The sequence below is a fragment of the Rhizobium sp. 22-785-1 genome, from assembly GCF_053521965.1.
Genome location: NZ_JBNWDI010000011.1, coordinates 1 through 15,473, shown reverse-complemented (window position 1 = coordinate 15,473; position 15,473 = coordinate 1). Strand labels below are relative to the sequence as shown.

The window sequence follows — 15,473 nt, the reverse complement described above, 5'->3', positions numbered from 1 at the left end:
AGTTCGTTGCTGGCGCTAGAAAAGAAAAGCACGGCTCTAGGGGAAGAGCCGTGCTATTCAGGTGCAGGTTTTCAGGGGCAAAACCTGCGACGCCAAGCCTCTAGGCGGGGACGGGGGAATGGCTTGGCTCGCTTGAAAAACGTTGCTGACGGTTCTTTGTTCCACTTTTTTTTAAGGCCGATTTTCGACCCTGCCGCGCTTCATTTGAACAGGCGTTTGACAGGCGCCGTCATCGTCCAGCTAAAGCCGCTTGGTGCATAATCAACTGACACGATGCCAGAAAATGCGCTTTCCGCGTGGCGTTGTATGATGGTTGTGCCGAATCCACGTCTCGAAGGCGGACTTGCTGCTGGTCCACCGGTTTCGATCCATTCCATTCTGACCTTAGCATCGTCGGATGGGTCTTTAGACCATTGTAGACGAACCCGACCTTCCGGCACCGAGAGCGCACCATATTTTATAGAGTTGGTGCTGAGCTCATGAAAGACCAGGCCTAGATTTTGTGCGGCCTCCGGAGAAAGAAGGAAGTCCTCGCCAGAAAGCTCAACCTGTTGGGCCGTCTTGCCGAAAACGTCGAGATGGCCCTTAATCAGCCGATGGATTGGCAAGCCTTCCCACTGGACCTCGGCAAGGGCAGAAATGGACATGGCTAGGCCGCGAAGCCTGTGATCGACTTCCTTCTGCAGCTCCGCAACCGTCGTGTTTTCCCGCGCCAGTTGGCGCATCATCGCTTGAACGAGGGTCAGCATGTTTTTCGACCGATGAACCAGTTCATGTAGAATGAGCTGGTTGCGGTCCTCGGCTTGACTGCGATCGAAGGAGGCATTCGAAAGCGCGATTCCAACCTGGTTGAGTTCCACGACGTTGGTTTCTACGCGAGATACGATCTCCCCGGCGCCTATCCGTTCGGCAACCGTCACGAGTTGATCGACCGATCTACGCAGTTGCCTGCCGACAAGATAGGTGCCAAGTACCGCAACCAAAACGATTGCCAAGCTGCCGATCAACATTTGTCGCCATGTACTGCGCAAGGCAGAATCACTTCGGTCGATCGCTCCCGACACGATGGCTTTCCATGGCCAGCCGGGAAGCTGTGCATAGGCATAAATGTTGTTGTGCGCGTCTGTGAAACTTCCGCTGAAAGCCGCTATGTTTGAGGTCAACTCTGCCGGTTCGTAGGCTGCGCCGGACCCGGTTTTCTGCAAATTGCTGGAGATCACGACCCGCCCATCATTGTCCAGAACGGCGGCAGACCATCCGTTAGGTATCGCATCCGTAGAAATGAGGTTCGACAGATCCCGTGCCGATTGGGTGACCATCAACACATCGCCAGCGGCGGAAAGTTGCCGAGGCAAGGGAAGCGTAACGGTAAAGACCCATTCCTTTCTGTTCTCTGCATAAAAGATGTTGGAAAGCGTCACGCGCTTGGCATCGATTGCGGCTTGGACACCGGCTGCTTCAGGAACTTTGCCGAGTGGTTGCCCATAGGGCAGGCGGGTATTGACCTTCTCCATCCCATCGCGTGTCGCAACGACGACGTAGATTTCTCTCTTTCGTAGGCTCTCGCTGACGCGTTGGTGGAAGCTGGCGAGATCGCCATTTTCCAATTCTGGAAATTGCGCCAGAAGATTAAGTGTCGTGCTCATTTCCTGCAGACGCCGCTCAACGTTGCGGCTGATGGCACGGGCGTCATCGACAGCCTCGCGCTGCAAATCCTCACGCTCATCCGCCTCCAGGCGCAGCATGAGGTAGCCAGCAAACACGATCAGCGGAAGTGTCACCAGCGTCGTCATGATGACGATGTAGGTGCCTATCGATGCAGTGGGAGACAGTCTGGCAAGGAATGCTCTGAACCTTGAAATCGTAACGCCCCTAGAAGTGCATGCTTGCTGAAATTTTGCCGATAATACGCCTCTATTTTTGGCACACAATGCTGTTTGCGATCCTGTGTGCCGCTATCTGCCGCATATTTTTTGATTTTCACCCTTTGTTGATCGGGCAGAAATCTCGGAACAATCTTCGCTGTCCTGCCGTTTGCCAGACGAACAGGTTGACCAAACAGACAGATAGACTGTCACCAACCGGTTTTAGAGACGATGAAAGGAAGGTACGATATGAAGAAGACTCTGACCCTGATCGCGACGGCCGCCCTTATGGGTTCTACAGCGTTCGCACCGCTAGCCATCGCCCAAGACGCAAATCCGCCAGCAGCCGGTACGACAGCTCCTGCGAGCCCGAATGCAACACCTGCCATGCCGGCAACCCCTGGCGCGACGACAGCTGACTCAGGCGCTGCATCCGGCTCCTATCTGACCGAACAGGCTGCCAATCAGATCAGCGCAAATGATTACATTGGCAACTCCGTCTATACCTCCGCAGACGAGAGCATTGGTAACGTCACCAACCTCATCCTGGAAGAAAACGGCGGCATCGTCGCAGCTGTTGTTGGCGTCGGCGGCTTCCTTGGAATCGGCGCGAAAGACGTCGCGGTGCCAATGGACAAGATTACCGTCACTCGCGACACCAACAATGGCACCGTTCGTCTGACGACCACTGAGACTGCGGAATCGCTGAAGTCTGCGCCGGAGTTCATGACCTTGAAGGACAAGAACGCTAACGCCAGCACCGCCACACCGGCTGCTACAGATACCACGCAGACAGGCGCAACCAAACCCTGATCCTTTACGGGAGAGGAGAGAGTTGGAGCATGACGCTTCATCTCGGAACACCGGCCTAACGGCCGGTGTTTTTACGTTTAAGGCACTTCCCGCTGAAGCGGAACTGATGACGCGCCAAGAAGATATTGAGACATAAAGATGCAGGGCATTCCCGGTGATTGCGCAATCGCCGGGAATGCCTGAAACTTACAGTTCCGCGTTGTGCGCAGAATGCCAGCGCCACGCGGAAGAAATAATATCTTTGAGCGAATACTTCGGCTCCCAGCCGAGTACGTCCCTAGCCTTGTCGTTATTGGCAACGAGCGTAGTGGAATCGCCTTCCCGCCTGTCAGCAAAATCGACTGGGAAAGGTCGGCCCGACACTTCGGAGATCGCATTCAGCAACTCCTTCACTGTCGTTCCAGTACCGGTGCCGAGATTGAGCTCCACGGTGTCACCGCCTGCCAGCAAGTAATCCACAGCACGCACATGGGCATCGGCAAGATCCAGGATATGTATGTAGTCGCGTACACAAGTGCCGTCGCGCGTGTCGTAATCTGTGCCGAACACCTTGAAGCCTTGTCGACGGCCAAGTGCCGCCTCAATGGCCAAAGGTATCGCATGAGTTTCCGGCTTGTGCCACTCACCGATACGCCCTTCGAAATCCGCGCCCGCCGCATTGAAATAGCGAAGCATGACCGACTTCAACTCCTTGTAGGCGCTGAAATCTTTCAACGCCTGTTCTACGATCCACTTCGTCCTGCCGTATGGATTGATCGGTGCTTGACGGTGGCTTTCATCAAGTGGCACGCGTTCTGGCAGTCCATAGGTTGCGCAGGTCGATGAAAAGACGAAGGCCTTTACTCCAGCCTCCATCGTGGCGGACAGGAGTGTAAGAGCGCCCACCACGTTGTTGTCGTAGAATGCCACGGGATTCTTGACGGATTCTCCGACCTCTATCAGAGCGGCAAAATGAAGAACGGCCACAGGCTTATGCTTGGCGAAGACCTCATCCAGTCGTACTCGGTCGCGAATATCGCCCTGTTCGAAAGGCCCCCAGCGGACGAATTCTTCATGACCGTTGGACAGATTATCGAAGACAACGGGTTCATAACCCCTTTCCGCAAGGAGAAGGCAGGTGTGGGACCCGATATAGCCAGCCCCACCGACAACAAGAACTTTCTGGCGCATCCAAAATCCTTCCGTAAAATGACGGTTGGAAACTGCCTATCATTTTGTCGACAGAAGGGCAGGGGGTAGCCTAGGAAATAAATGCGGGAAGCACATGCCACATTCAAGTGCCATGTGCTCAGTTTAGATGAAGCGTCGAAATCTTCACTTTTTGCGGACAGTAACCCGCGTAGTGATGAAGCCAAGCGCCATCGCGATCGAAAGAGCAGTGTAGGGGCGCTTGCCCAACGCGCCGGCCGCCACTGCTTCCACTGCGAGAGGAGCGGCAACAAGCGGTGACGCCACGGGTGTGCGGTAGGCACGAGGTCTGCGCGATACTGCCAGCGCAACAAGCATGATCACCCCTAGAAGAAAGGCAATCCCCGCGATAACAAGTGCCGCTGGTCCTGCTCCGATTTCCTTCGCGAGATAGATCGATCCGCCGATACCGCCAGCGATAACCGCGATCAGAAAAAAGAAGGCGGCAAGAACCCTAAGCACGATTGCGCTTTTGATGCGCCGCGTCACGAAGGTGCCTTCACGCTGTGTATCGCCCAGATAGAGCAAAAATGCTTGAAGCATGTCTGCGCCTTATTTACGCGTGACGAGTGCGAGAAGGAAGCCGGTCGCAACGGCGATGCCGAGAGACTGAAGCGGGTTCCGCTGAACCTGGTAGACTAGGTTGTCATTGAGGGTCTGGATTTCGTCTCTAACCGCGTGAACCGTCTGCTCGGACTTCGCCATGGCATCGTCTGCGACGCGCGATGCCTGCGCCTTGACCTCATGGGAAACGCCGACGCCAAGTGCCTTGACGCTTCTTGCCAGGTTGGACAGGTCGTCGCGCAGCTGGGAGAGCTGTGCAGAGACGTCCTCAGCCTCAGCGCTGTTGAGGGTTTCGCGTACCTTGTCTTCAACGTTGCGAACGCTTGCCATGTTCAATCCTTTTCTGAAGTGTCAAATTTCGCCTGACTTCCAAACGTGGCGCTTGGACTTTTGTTCCCGATGTCTGCGAAATCCGTTCTGTGAATCTTCGCAATTGTTACCGACAGGTTTGTTTTCCTGTCACAAGCATCATATAAGGCCGGAAAAATGATCTCATGATCTCTATCAATTGGACGATGCGACTGGCCGATGCTGCAGACACCTTACTACCTGATCGACAAGACCAAGCTTCTTCGCAACATGGAGAAGATCGCCTATGTGCGCGAAAAATCCGGCGCCAAGGCGCTTCTTGCACTCAAGTGTTTCGCGACATGGTCGGTCTTCGATTTCATGGCTGAGTTTATGGACGGCACGACGTCATCATCGCTTTACGAAGTGCGTCTGGGACATGAGAAATTCGGCGGCGAGACCCACGCTTATTCGGTCGCCTATGCCGATTACGAGATCGACGAGGTCGTCTCTCACGCCGACAAGATCATCTTCAATTCCATAGGACAACTGGAACGCTTTGCCGACAAGGCGTCCGGCATCGTTCGTGGTCTGCGTCTCAATCCGCAAGTGAGTTCTTCCACATTCGATCTGGCAGACCCCGCACGCCCGTTTAGCCGTTTGGGCGAATGGGATGTAGCTAAGGTCGAGAAGGTCATGGACCGCATCTCCGGCTTCATGATCCACAACAACTGTGAAAACAACGATTTCGGTCTTTTCGATAAGATGCTTGGCCAGATCGAGGAGAAGTTCGGTTCACTTTTGTCGCGCGCAGAATGGGTCAGCCTTGGTGGCGGCATTCACTTCACCGGCGAGAACTACCCGCTTGACCAGTTCTGTGAACGCCTGAAGCAGTTCTCCGAAAAATACGACGTGCAAGTCTATCTTGAACCGGGCGAAGCTTCGATCACCAAGAGCACGACGCTGGAAGTGTCGGTTCTGGATACGCTCTACAATGGCAAGAACCTGGCTATTGTTGATAGCTCTATCGAAGCCCATATGCTGGATCTCCTGATCTATCGCGAAAACGCGAAGGTCGCGCCCAACGAGGGCGAGCATTCCTATATGGTATGCGGCAAATCCTGCCTCGCAGGCGATGTCTTCGGCGAGTTCAAGTTCGCAAAGGAACTCAAGGTCGGTGATCGCGTGTCCTTTCAGGATGCTGCGGGATACACCATGGTCAAGAAGAACTGGTTCAACGGCGTAAAGATGCCGGCGATCGCCATCAAGGAACTGGACGGCAGCATTCGCACCGTCCGTGAATTCGACTTTGTCGACTATCAGCAAAGTCTGTCGTAACAGCGCTCTCTGAGAAGCGCATGTAGCACCGTTACTCAACAAGCCATCCCTGCGGGGAAAAGGAGGCATCACCTGAAATGAAGAAGAACGTTCTCATCATCGGCGCCGGTGGCGTAGCACAGGTCGTGGCGCATAAGTGCGCCCAGAATAGCGATGTATTGGGAGACATTCATATTGCGTCACGCACTGTCGATAAGTGCCGCAAGATTGTCGAATCCGTACGTGAAAAGAAGAGCCTCAAGACCGAGGTAAAACTTGAAGCCCATGCGCTGGACGCGATGGATACTGAGGCCACGAAGGCCTTGATAGAAAAGACCGGTGTCCAGATCGTCATCAACGTCGGTTCGGCATTCGTCAACATGTCCGTTCTTCAGGCCTGCATGGATACAGGCGTTGCCTATATGGATACCGCGATCCACGAGGATCCGACAAAGATCTGCGAGACGCCACCGTGGTACGGAAACTACGAATGGAAGCGCGCCGCGGAATGCAAGGAAAAGGGCGTCACTGCCATTCTGGGCGTGGGCTTCGATCCAGGCGTCGTCAACGCCTACGCGCGCTTGGCCAAGGATGAGTATTTCGACAAAGTGACGTCGGTAGATATTGTCGATATCAATGCCGGAAGCCACGGTCGTTGGTTCTCCACCAACTTCGATCCGGAAATCAATTTCCGCGAATTCACCGGCGTCGTTTACTCCTGGCAGAATGGCCAGTGGCAGACAAACCAGATGTTTGAAGTCGGCCAGGAATTCGATCTGCCCGTTGTCGGTAAGCAAAAAGCCTACATGACCGGTCACGATGAAGTGCATTCGCTCTCCAAGAACATGGACGGCGCGGACGTGCGTTTCTGGATGGGCTTTGGCGACCATTACATCAACGTCTTCACCGTCTTGAAAAACCTCGGCCTTCTCTCCGAAAAGCCGGTCAAGACTGCCGAAGGTCTGGAAGTAGTGCCGCTGAAGGTCGTCAAGGCCGTGCTGCCCGATCCGTCTTCACTGGCTCCAGATTATGTCGGCAAGACCTGCATCGGAGATATCGTCAAGGGAACGAAGGACGGCAAAGAGCGGGAAGTCTTTATCTATAACGTGGCCGATCACAAGGACGCTTACGAGGAAGTCGGCTCACAGGGTATTTCCTATACGGCAGGCGTTCCCCCCGTTGCGGCCGCGATGCTGATCGCGTCTGGCGAGTGGGATGTGAAACAGATGGCAAATGTCGAGGAGCTGCCACCGCAGCCATTCCTAAATATCCTCAACAAGATCGGTCTTCCAAGCCGTATCAAGGACGAGAACGGCGATCGCGCTCTGACCTTCTGAGCTTTCTCGCGATCTAAACGACAAAGTCCCGCTTCGTGCGGGACTTTTTTTATGCGGGGTTGGCTCCTGGAGCGGTTACTTGGCCGCTGCTTTTTTTTTCGTGCGCATTTTAGTCTTGGCATTTTCCTCGGCCAAAGACGAAACTTTGATCTCACCTTTTTTACGATGCGCCGGCTTGGTTGCCTTGGTGTTCTGCAGCAGCGTAAACTCTCTTGTTGCCTGGTCCCAATGCTCGGCGTCCCGTCCATTGGGACGGCCCTCGCTTTCCCAAAGTGTGTAGGCCCGCTTGCTGATCCACTCTTGTTCTGAAACCTGCATGTCTATCTCCTGGAATAACGCCTTCACCCATAAGGGCAGTCTGCACGGTCCGGCGGCAATGCTGGACAGGATAAGCCGCGGTCTTTTATGGCGGTAGTAGATGCCACGATTCGGCAACCGGTCAAGTCAATTTGCTGCGACGCAATAAAACATATGTTCGACTTATCTAATTTAGCTCGAAGTACGCCAGCATGCTCCGTTTAACCTCCCTTCGCCAAATGTTGCGTGATAGATTGGTTACGTCCAAACTCTCGAAAAACCGTTTGGGAGGTGACCTTTGGAAAATAATTCTGGCGACACCAATGTGCTTACTCATGTGGATGGGCGCGCCGGGTTCATCAGACTCAACAGACCCAGGGCACTCAACAGCCTGACGGGAGGCATGGTCCGCGCCATGACGACCGCCCTGACAGCATTCGCCGAAAACGATGCGGTAAAATGCGTCATTCTTTCGGGCGAAGGAGAGCGCGGGCTTTGCGCCGGCGGTGATGTCAGGCAGATCTACGATGCCCGTCATGCGTCGGAGATGGATCGCACCCGGTTTTGGCGTGACGAATTTCCGATGAATTATCTAATCTCCCGATATCCCAAACCCTTCGTCGCTTTCATGGATGGGATCGTGATGGGCGGGGGTGTCGGTATTTCCGCCCATGGAAGCCACCGCATCGTGACCGAACGCACCCGCCTTGCGATGCCGGAGACCGCGATCGGTTATTTTCCAGATGTCGGCGCCACATGGCTATTGCCAAAAGCGCCTGGGGAAACGGGAACATGGCTGGGTCTGACGGGAAGTGAGATTGGTGCAGCGGATGCAATCTATGCCGGTCTTGCGGACTACCATGTCGATTCGCAACGGTTGCCCGAATTGACGGAGGCACTCACTGCCGTGTGCGACGAGAGCGATCTGGAGGCGGCAATCCTGCGATTTGCTACCGAACCGGTAAGAGGTATTCTCCCGGACAAGCGTTCGGTTATGGACGCTGCCTTTTCGCGTGGTACGATCGAAGACATCCTTGCCAGCCTAGAGACGATGAACGATCGTTTTGGCGAGGAAACCATGGCGGTGATGAAGACACGATCTCCTACCAGCCTGAAGCTGACACTGAAATTGCTAAGGCTGGGACGCGATAGCGCTGGGTTGATCGAATGTCTTGAGCGGGAATTTGTCGCTGGATGCCACGTCCTGCGTGGACATGACTTCTACGAGGGAGTGAGGTCGGTGCTGGTCGATAAGGATCGCAGTCCGAAATGGAGCCCGGCTTCGCTTGAAGCGATATCCGATATCGATGTTGATCGCTATTTGGCGCCCACAGGTCAACAGCTGCTTTTTCCCTTGCGTCGGCTTTGACGCGAGGCTGAAAAATTTACATCGAAATCAAGCTTTGATGAGTTGAACATTCTCCGGATGGTGGAGGTTGCAGTTCGTCGTTTCTCGCCGATCTGCCCGCCCTTCTCTATCTTCCGCCCTTACGACATACACGGGGGCTTACATGAACCGGATTGCGCTTATCGGTGCCGCACTTGCTGCACTGATTTCTACCAACGTCTACGCTGAAGAGCCGAAGACACTTCTTAACGCGTCCTACGATGTGGCGCGTGAGCTGTTCGCGGCTGAAAACACCGCTTTCATCAAGATCCATCCTGGCGTGACAATCGATCAATCCCATGCAGGCACCTCCAAGCAGGCGCGAGCGATCGTCGAGGGACTCGCGGCGGACGTCGTAAGCTTCAATCAGGTGACGGACATCGACTTCCTGGTGAAGCAGGGCTTCGTTTCCGCCGACTGGAAGAAGGATTTCCCGAACGACGCGTCACCCTTCTACTCTTTCCCATCGTTTTTGGTGCGCAAGGGCAATCCGAAGAATATCAAGGATTGGGACGATCTAGTGCGTGATGACGTGAAAATCGTTTTCCCGAACCCGAAGACTTCCGGTAACGCTCGCTACACCTATCTGGCAGCCGTTGCCTTCGCCAATGAGAAGTTCAATGGCGATCAGGCAAAGGTTGACGAGTTCATCAAGAAGATTTTTGCCAACGTGCCTGTCTTCGACACCGGAGGCCGGGCCGCAACGACGACCTTCGTCGAGCGCGAAATCGGCGACGTGCTGATTACGTTCGAAGCCGAAACGCGCGGCATCGCCAAGCAGTATGGCACTGACAAGTTTGAAGGTGTTGTTCCGTCTGTCAGTCTCTTATCCGAATTCCCGGTCGCCATCGTTGACAAGGTGGTCGATAAGCGTGGATCGCGCGAACTGGCGAAAAACTATCTCGATTTTCTGTATAGCGAGGAAGGTCAGAGAATTGCTGCCGAGTTCGGTCATCGCGTTCATGATGAAAAGGTGGCGGGTGAGTTCAAAGATCAGTTTCCAAGCATTCGCCTTGTTAATGTGAACGATGTTTTTGGCGGCTGGGACAAGATCCAGAAAGAGCACTTCGGGTCCGGCGGCAAACTCGATACGCTTTACGGCAATCGCTAACCGTTCTAAAGCACGATTGATATCGACCCGGCGGGACACTCGCCGGGTCGTTTTTGATCTTGAGCATCTTAATGTTTCGCCGAGAAACACGACCTTCGCAGATGCAAAGGGGGAAGATTTGAAACGCAATGTTTTGCCGGGGCTAAAATTGTCTCTTGGCGTCACGCTGCTTTATGTTGGAATCATCGTCGTTCTTCCTCTGGCAGCACTGGTCTTCAAGGCGGCGAGCCTCGGACCGGCGGAGTACTGGAGCATCATATCGTCTCCTCGCGCCGTTGCGAGCTATCGCGTCACTGTGCTTTGCGCACTCGCCGCGACGATCTTCAACGTCATCTTTGGCCTCGCGCTCGCATGGGTACTCACGCGCTATCGTTTTCCAGGCTGGCGTCTGGTCGATGCCATAGTCGATCTGCCCTTCGCGTTGCCGACGGCCGTTGCGGGGATTGCGCTGACAGCGCTGTTTGCTGGAAACGGATGGTTTGGCTCTGCACTTGCGCAAATAGGAGTGAAGGTCGCCTATACGCCGCTCGGCATCATCGTCGCCATGGCCTTTACCAGTCTTCCCTTCATCGTTCGCACGGTTCAGCCCGTGCTTGAAGATCTTGACCCTGCGCTGGAAGAGGCCGCTCAGTCGCTAGGCGGGTCCGACCTGGCGATTTTCCGCAAGATCATCTTGCCACTTTTGACGCCTGCGCTTCTAGCCGGACTGTCGCTCTCCTTTGCCCGCAGCCTGGGCGAATTCGGCGCCATCATCTTCATTGCCGGCAATCAGCCGTTTTCTACCGAAATTACTTCGCTGCTGATTTTCATCCGACTGGAGGAATATGATTATCAGGCGGCAGCGGCTATCGCATCCGTTCTCCTGATCACCGCCTTCATCATGCTGGCGCTCACCAATTATCTTCAGTCGCGCGCACTTCGCTATACGGTGAGGAGCTAGAAAATGAGCACTATCGCCTCCCGTCGTAAGCCGCCACGCGTGGGCGACACTCCCTGGGTGCGCCGCAGTCTGATTGGCTTTGTCCTGATAACGGGTGCTTTTCTCGTCGTCGCTCCGTTGCTCGTGATCGCTTTTGAAGCTTTCTCGCAGGGGCTGAAAGCCTATGGCGCGACCATCAATCATCCCGACACGCGACACGCAATTATGCTGACGGTGATCACCGCGCTCATCGCAGTGCCGGTCAATACGCTGTTCGGAGTTGCCGCCGCCTGGTCGATTACCAAGTTCGACTTCTGGGGCAAGCGCTTTCTGCTGGTCGTCGTGGAGATCCCATTCTCCATTTCGCCGATCGTGGCCGGTGTCGCCTATCTTTTTGTTTATGGCTTGCAGGGGCTTTTCGGTCCGTTGCTGGACGCCTACGAAATCAAAATTCTCTTTGCTTTACCGGGCATCGTCATTGCATCGATGTTCGTCACCGCTCCTTTTGTCGCACGCGAACTCATTCCGCTGATGCAGGCGCAGGGGCGCGATCTGGAGGAGGCCGCGACGTCGCTTGGCGCATCCGGCTGCCGCACTTTCTTTTCCGTCACGCTGCCCAACATCAAATGGGCGCTCCTCTACGGCGTGGTGCTGTGCAATGCTCGTGTGATGGGAGAGTTTGGCGCGGTTTCCATCGTGTCCGGCAATATTCGCGGACAGACAAATACGCTGCCTTTGCATATCGAGCTTCTCTATCATGACTATCAGGCCGCCGGCGCCTTTGCCTCGGCCTCTATTCTGGCAGCGCTCGCCGTTGTCACTATCATCGCCAAAGTCGTATTGGAGCGGCGTGGCGCAGGTCGCGGCCGAAAAAAGGTGAGTGTTGCCAGTGCAGCCGCCACGGAGACGAATTCATGAAGATCCGCCTGCAAAATGTCGTCAAAACCTTCGACACGTTTCGCGCTGTGCGCGATGTTTCGCTTGATATCGAAAGCGGAGAGCTTCTGGCGCTTCTTGGCCCCTCGGGCTCCGGCAAGACGACCATCCTGCGCATGGTCGCGGGGCTGGAATATAGCGATGGCGGGCAGATCTATTTCGGCGATACGGATGCAACCGACATTCCGGTCCGCGATCGCGGTGTTGGCTTTGTTTTCCAGCATTATGCACTTTTCCCGCATATGACGCTGACCGAGAATATCGCTTTCGGAATGAAGGTTTCCAAGGTCAAACGCAGCCGCGCTGAAATCGAGGCGCGTGTACAGGAATTGCTCCGGCTGGTCAGGCTCGAGGGGCTAGGTGACAGGTTTCCCGCGCAGATTTCCGGTGGTCAAAGGCAACGGGTTGCCTTGGCACGCGCGCTTTCTGTCGATCCCAAAGTACTGCTCCTCGATGAGCCCTTCGGTGCGCTCGATGCCAATGTCCGTCGCGATCTTCGTCGGTGGCTTCGCGAAATCCATGATGAACTCGGCATCACAACTATTTTCGTCACTCACGATCAGGAGGAAGCGCTCGATCTCGCCGATCGTGTGGTCATTCTCAACCAGGGTGAAATCGTACAGCAAGGCACGCCGAAAGAGGTGTGCCGCCAGCCAAATAGCGCCTTCGTCATGACCTTTCTCGGTGACACGAACAAGGTTTCGGGCGTGGCGAAGAACGGTAAGGTCTATGTTGGAAACACCGAGGTTCAGTTTGCTTATGGGCAGTCTGATGGCCCGGTTGAGATTTACGCCCGTCCCGCTGATCTTGAGTGGGAAGATTTGCATGACGGCATCCCCGCGCAGGTGACCCGTGTTCTGGACAGGGCAGGCGAACGCCGTGTCATTGCCACCACCCGACAGGGCGATCTTCTGGAGTTCGACGTGCCGCCGGAATCCTCGGTTGAGGCCGGAGATCAAGGTCACGTTGTCATTCGGCGCGCCAAGATTTTTCCCGCAAGCGAGCGCGCTTCACGCTGAGCAAGCGCTGGTTCCATATCAGCAGTCTTGATTATCGATCTTCTTATCTGCTGGCGACCTGTTCGCCCTTGCCGTCGATATTCAACAGCGTGTCGATGCGACGGCGCTCGTCTGAGAATCGCGCCAGAGCCTGGCCGGACAACGACTTTCCGCCTGGAAGGCGCACTTTCATCGCGTCTACCTTCGTTCCGTTTACGATCAGCTCGTAATGGAGGTGCGCGCCGGTGGAAAGACCCGTGGAACCGACGTAACCGATCACCTGGCCCTGGGTAACACGCGCACCTTCTGCAACGCCCTTCGCAATAGCGCTCTGGTGATTATAGGAGGATACGTAGCCATTGGCATGGCGGATCAGGGTCTGATTACCGTAGCCCGAGGCCCATCCAGCCTTCTCCACGACGCCGTTGCCCGTTGCAATGATTGGTGTTCCTCGCGGTGCTGCCCAGTCCGTTCCGGTATGCATGCGGCTGAAGCGCAAAACGGGGTGGCGGCGCATGCCGAAACCGGAGGTCATGCGTCCGTTCGGAACAGGGTTACGCAACAGAAACTGACGGATACTTTTGCCTTCGCCGTCAAAGTAATCGACGCTGCCATCCTCTGGATTTTGAAAGCGATAGAAGCGCGTCTGGTTGTCGCCGAACTTTGCATTGACATAAAGCAATTCGGACTGTGCGGTAGCCTTGCCGTCTGGACCTTCAACCGAGAAGAAGGCCTCAAGAGAGTCCGTCGGCTTCAACTGCGCTTGGAAATCGACGCTGCTGGCCAGGAGTTTGATCAGCTGCGACACCATGGTCTGATTCATGCCGTAGGCTAACGCGGCGCGATAGACACCATCATAGACCCGGGGCAGGTCGCGATTTGCCGTCATCGGTGCGTTGCCGCTATCAAAGGCAGTCGCGACGGCATCAAGCTTGGGCGGCTCGCTCGCCTGGACGAATGTCTTTCTGTCGTTGGCAGCCACCGTCACGACATGGCGGTTCTTGCGATAAAGGCTGGCACGAACGATGTCGCTTTTCTCGTCGTCTTGCAAAATGCCTATGCGCAGGACGTCTCCGGCTTCGAGATCGGCTGTGCCATTGGCAGATGCCAGGGCAGAAGCGATCTGCTTCGCCTGCTCTTTAGAGTAACCAGCACCGAAAAGAGCAGCTTCCATCGTCTGATTTTGCCGTACAGGAATGACGTCATCGGCATATTCAGGCAGTTTGACCGTTGGCGCCTGCGGGGTGGAAACGGACATGTTCTGCTCAACGACACGGGCTGAGAGACCGGCAGTGATATCCACATCCTCATCGGCTTCGAAACGACGCGGATCGATATAGTAGAGAGCGGCCAGCTGTTCGTTACCGTCGGTCAGGATAGAGCCGTTGGAGCGTACGGCCTCTTCCACCTCATCGAAGCTCATAGCGCCAGCATAAGCGTATGGGCTGTTTTTGGTCGGGAACGGAATGGACTTCAAACTGACTTCGGACTCCACTTCGGAGCCGTAGATCGTGCCGGTCCTGCTCGCGCCCGCTGCCTCCGGTTCGTCCTCTGTCGCAAAGATGTTGAGCGGATCGAATGCAGGATAGTCGTCCTGCGTATTGTAGTTGGCCGCGAGTGAAATCTTCACGTGGGCAAATGGAACTTTGCGCACCACTTCCTTGTCTCCATCATGAATAACGGTGGAGACTTCCATGACGGAACGATCGGAAGGACGCGCCGCAATATTTGGAGCGACAAGCCGGGTGCCACGGCGCACAGTTTCTGACAGAGAGTGTTCCATATCGCCGCGTGCAAAGGCTTCGGCTGGAATGGCAAGCTGCTGCCGCCCGTCTAGCGCTGCAAAAAGAGCAACGCCCATCAATATGGAAGAGGTAATGCCCGTCAGAAACGTACCGCTCAGCCAGCGGATGGAGATCTCGCGCCGGTCGGGGGCTCGCCGGCCTTCCGCCAGAATAGGCGGTTCGGTCCCGAGCGTGCGGATCAGTTCTCGATCCGCCGTCATACCTGTCGCGACCGTTTCTGCATTTGATCTCCAGAAGTCATGTGACGAAAATGTGCAACTTTCGGACAGAGGAGTCAAACATATGCGCGGCCGCAGGCTGCGCCTTCCCCAATCCGATGTAACTCTTCGTTAAGAACTGCAGATAGGAGCAACTCGCGGCAAAAACGTGGCGTAAGGGATGCCAGCCGGACTTCTCACTGTTTTTGGTGAAATATCGCGGGAAACGTCACTTCATTGATATGTTTCTGATACCTGTCTGACAGGTTCTACAAAACTATCGTTCAAAACCAATGATTTACGAGGAAAGTGGAAATTGTTGAAAAACGTGTGTTGACTTGTTTGGGGGTGTTCTCTTATAAGTCCGCTCACTGACGAGGGCGGCGGCGCTGCTGGCGACGAAGTCCTTTGTTCTAGAGAAAATCGGAAAAGATGAGCTGGTGCTTGTTGC

At 55.1% G+C, this 15,473-nt stretch carries 14 protein-coding genes; 8 read left to right on the top strand and 6 right to left on the bottom strand.

What is annotated here, in order from left to right:
- Window positions 1-200 precede the first annotated feature (200 nt).
- Window positions 201-1,793 (bottom strand): sensor histidine kinase, encoded by a 1,593-nt coding sequence (locus ACQZ5M_RS19080; protein ID WP_296017804.1) that lies wholly within the window; start codon window positions 1,791-1,793, stop codon window positions 201-203.
- A 321-nt stretch (window positions 1,794-2,114) separates the two neighbouring features.
- On the opposite strand from ACQZ5M_RS19080, the gene ACQZ5M_RS19075 reads away from it, so the two are divergent.
- Window positions 2,115-2,678: a PRC-barrel domain-containing protein gene (locus ACQZ5M_RS19075; protein ID WP_296017802.1), complete on the top strand. Its 564-nt coding sequence runs from the start codon at window positions 2,115-2,117 to the stop codon at window positions 2,676-2,678.
- A 186-nt stretch (window positions 2,679-2,864) separates the two neighbouring features.
- Here the strand turns inward: ACQZ5M_RS19075 and galE are convergent, their stop codons facing one another.
- The 3 genes from galE to ACQZ5M_RS19060 all read right to left on the bottom strand — a co-directional run bounded on the left by galE (window position 2,865) and on the right by ACQZ5M_RS19060 (window position 4,760).
- Window positions 2,865-3,848, bottom strand: a complete 984-nt coding sequence (gene galE / locus ACQZ5M_RS19070) for a UDP-glucose 4-epimerase GalE (RefSeq protein WP_296017798.1) — start codon at window positions 3,846-3,848, stop codon at window positions 2,865-2,867.
- A gap of 144 nt (window positions 3,849-3,992) precedes the next feature.
- On the bottom strand, window positions 3,993-4,409 hold the full coding sequence (locus tag ACQZ5M_RS19065) for a hypothetical protein (RefSeq protein ID WP_449080556.1): 417 nt from the start codon (window positions 4,407-4,409) through the stop codon (window positions 3,993-3,995).
- A gap of 9 nt (window positions 4,410-4,418) precedes the next feature.
- Window positions 4,419-4,760, bottom strand: a complete 342-nt coding sequence (locus ACQZ5M_RS19060; RefSeq protein WP_296017792.1) for a DUF883 family protein — start codon at window positions 4,758-4,760, stop codon at window positions 4,419-4,421.
- A gap of 198 nt (window positions 4,761-4,958) precedes the next feature.
- On the opposite strand from ACQZ5M_RS19060, the gene nspC reads away from it, so the two are divergent.
- Window positions 4,959-6,056 (top strand): carboxynorspermidine decarboxylase, encoded by a 1,098-nt coding sequence (gene nspC, locus ACQZ5M_RS19055; RefSeq protein ID WP_449080555.1) that lies wholly within the window; start codon window positions 4,959-4,961, stop codon window positions 6,054-6,056.
- 77 nt (window positions 6,057-6,133) lie between these two features.
- Complete coding sequence (locus tag ACQZ5M_RS19050; protein WP_449080554.1) at window positions 6,134-7,372, top strand: saccharopine dehydrogenase family protein; 1,239 nt, start codon at window positions 6,134-6,136, stop codon at window positions 7,370-7,372.
- Window positions 7,373-7,447: 75 nt separating this feature from the next.
- Here ACQZ5M_RS19050 and ACQZ5M_RS19045 read toward each other — a convergent pair whose 3' ends face one another.
- Window positions 7,448-7,690: a DUF2934 domain-containing protein gene (locus tag ACQZ5M_RS19045; RefSeq protein WP_296017786.1), complete on the bottom strand. Its 243-nt coding sequence runs from the start codon at window positions 7,688-7,690 to the stop codon at window positions 7,448-7,450.
- A gap of 277 nt (window positions 7,691-7,967) precedes the next feature.
- On the opposite strand from ACQZ5M_RS19045, the gene ACQZ5M_RS19040 reads away from it, so the two are divergent.
- The 5 genes from ACQZ5M_RS19040 (at window position 7,968) to ACQZ5M_RS19020 (ending at window position 13,041) form a co-directional block, all read left to right on the top strand.
- Window positions 7,968-9,038 (top strand): enoyl-CoA hydratase/isomerase family protein, encoded by a 1,071-nt coding sequence (locus ACQZ5M_RS19040; RefSeq protein ID WP_296017784.1) that lies wholly within the window; start codon window positions 7,968-7,970, stop codon window positions 9,036-9,038.
- A 142-nt stretch (window positions 9,039-9,180) separates the two neighbouring features.
- Window positions 9,181-10,167, top strand: coding sequence for a thiosulfate ABC transporter substrate-binding protein CysP (cysP, locus tag ACQZ5M_RS19035; RefSeq protein ID WP_296017782.1), 987 nt, complete (start codon window positions 9,181-9,183; stop codon window positions 10,165-10,167).
- Window positions 10,168-10,285: 118 nt separating this feature from the next.
- Window positions 10,286-11,107 (top strand): sulfate ABC transporter permease subunit CysT, encoded by an 822-nt coding sequence (gene cysT, locus ACQZ5M_RS19030; protein ID WP_296017779.1) that lies wholly within the window; start codon window positions 10,286-10,288, stop codon window positions 11,105-11,107.
- A gap of 3 nt (window positions 11,108-11,110) precedes the next feature.
- The gene (gene cysW, locus ACQZ5M_RS19025; RefSeq protein ID WP_296017776.1) at window positions 11,111-12,004 is read left to right on the top strand and encodes a sulfate ABC transporter permease subunit CysW; all 894 of its coding nucleotides are present in this window, start codon (window positions 11,111-11,113) and stop codon (window positions 12,002-12,004) included.
- On the top strand, window positions 12,001-13,041 hold the full coding sequence (locus ACQZ5M_RS19020; RefSeq protein WP_296017774.1) for a sulfate/molybdate ABC transporter ATP-binding protein: 1,041 nt from the start codon (window positions 12,001-12,003) through the stop codon (window positions 13,039-13,041). The genes cysW and ACQZ5M_RS19020 overlap by 4 nt, the downstream gene beginning before the upstream one ends.
- A gap of 43 nt (window positions 13,042-13,084) precedes the next feature.
- Here ACQZ5M_RS19020 and ACQZ5M_RS19015 read toward each other — a convergent pair whose 3' ends face one another.
- Window positions 13,085-15,025: a M23 family metallopeptidase gene (locus ACQZ5M_RS19015; RefSeq protein ID WP_449080553.1), complete on the bottom strand. Its 1,941-nt coding sequence runs from the start codon at window positions 15,023-15,025 to the stop codon at window positions 13,085-13,087.
- Window positions 15,026-15,473: the final 448 nt, after the last annotated feature.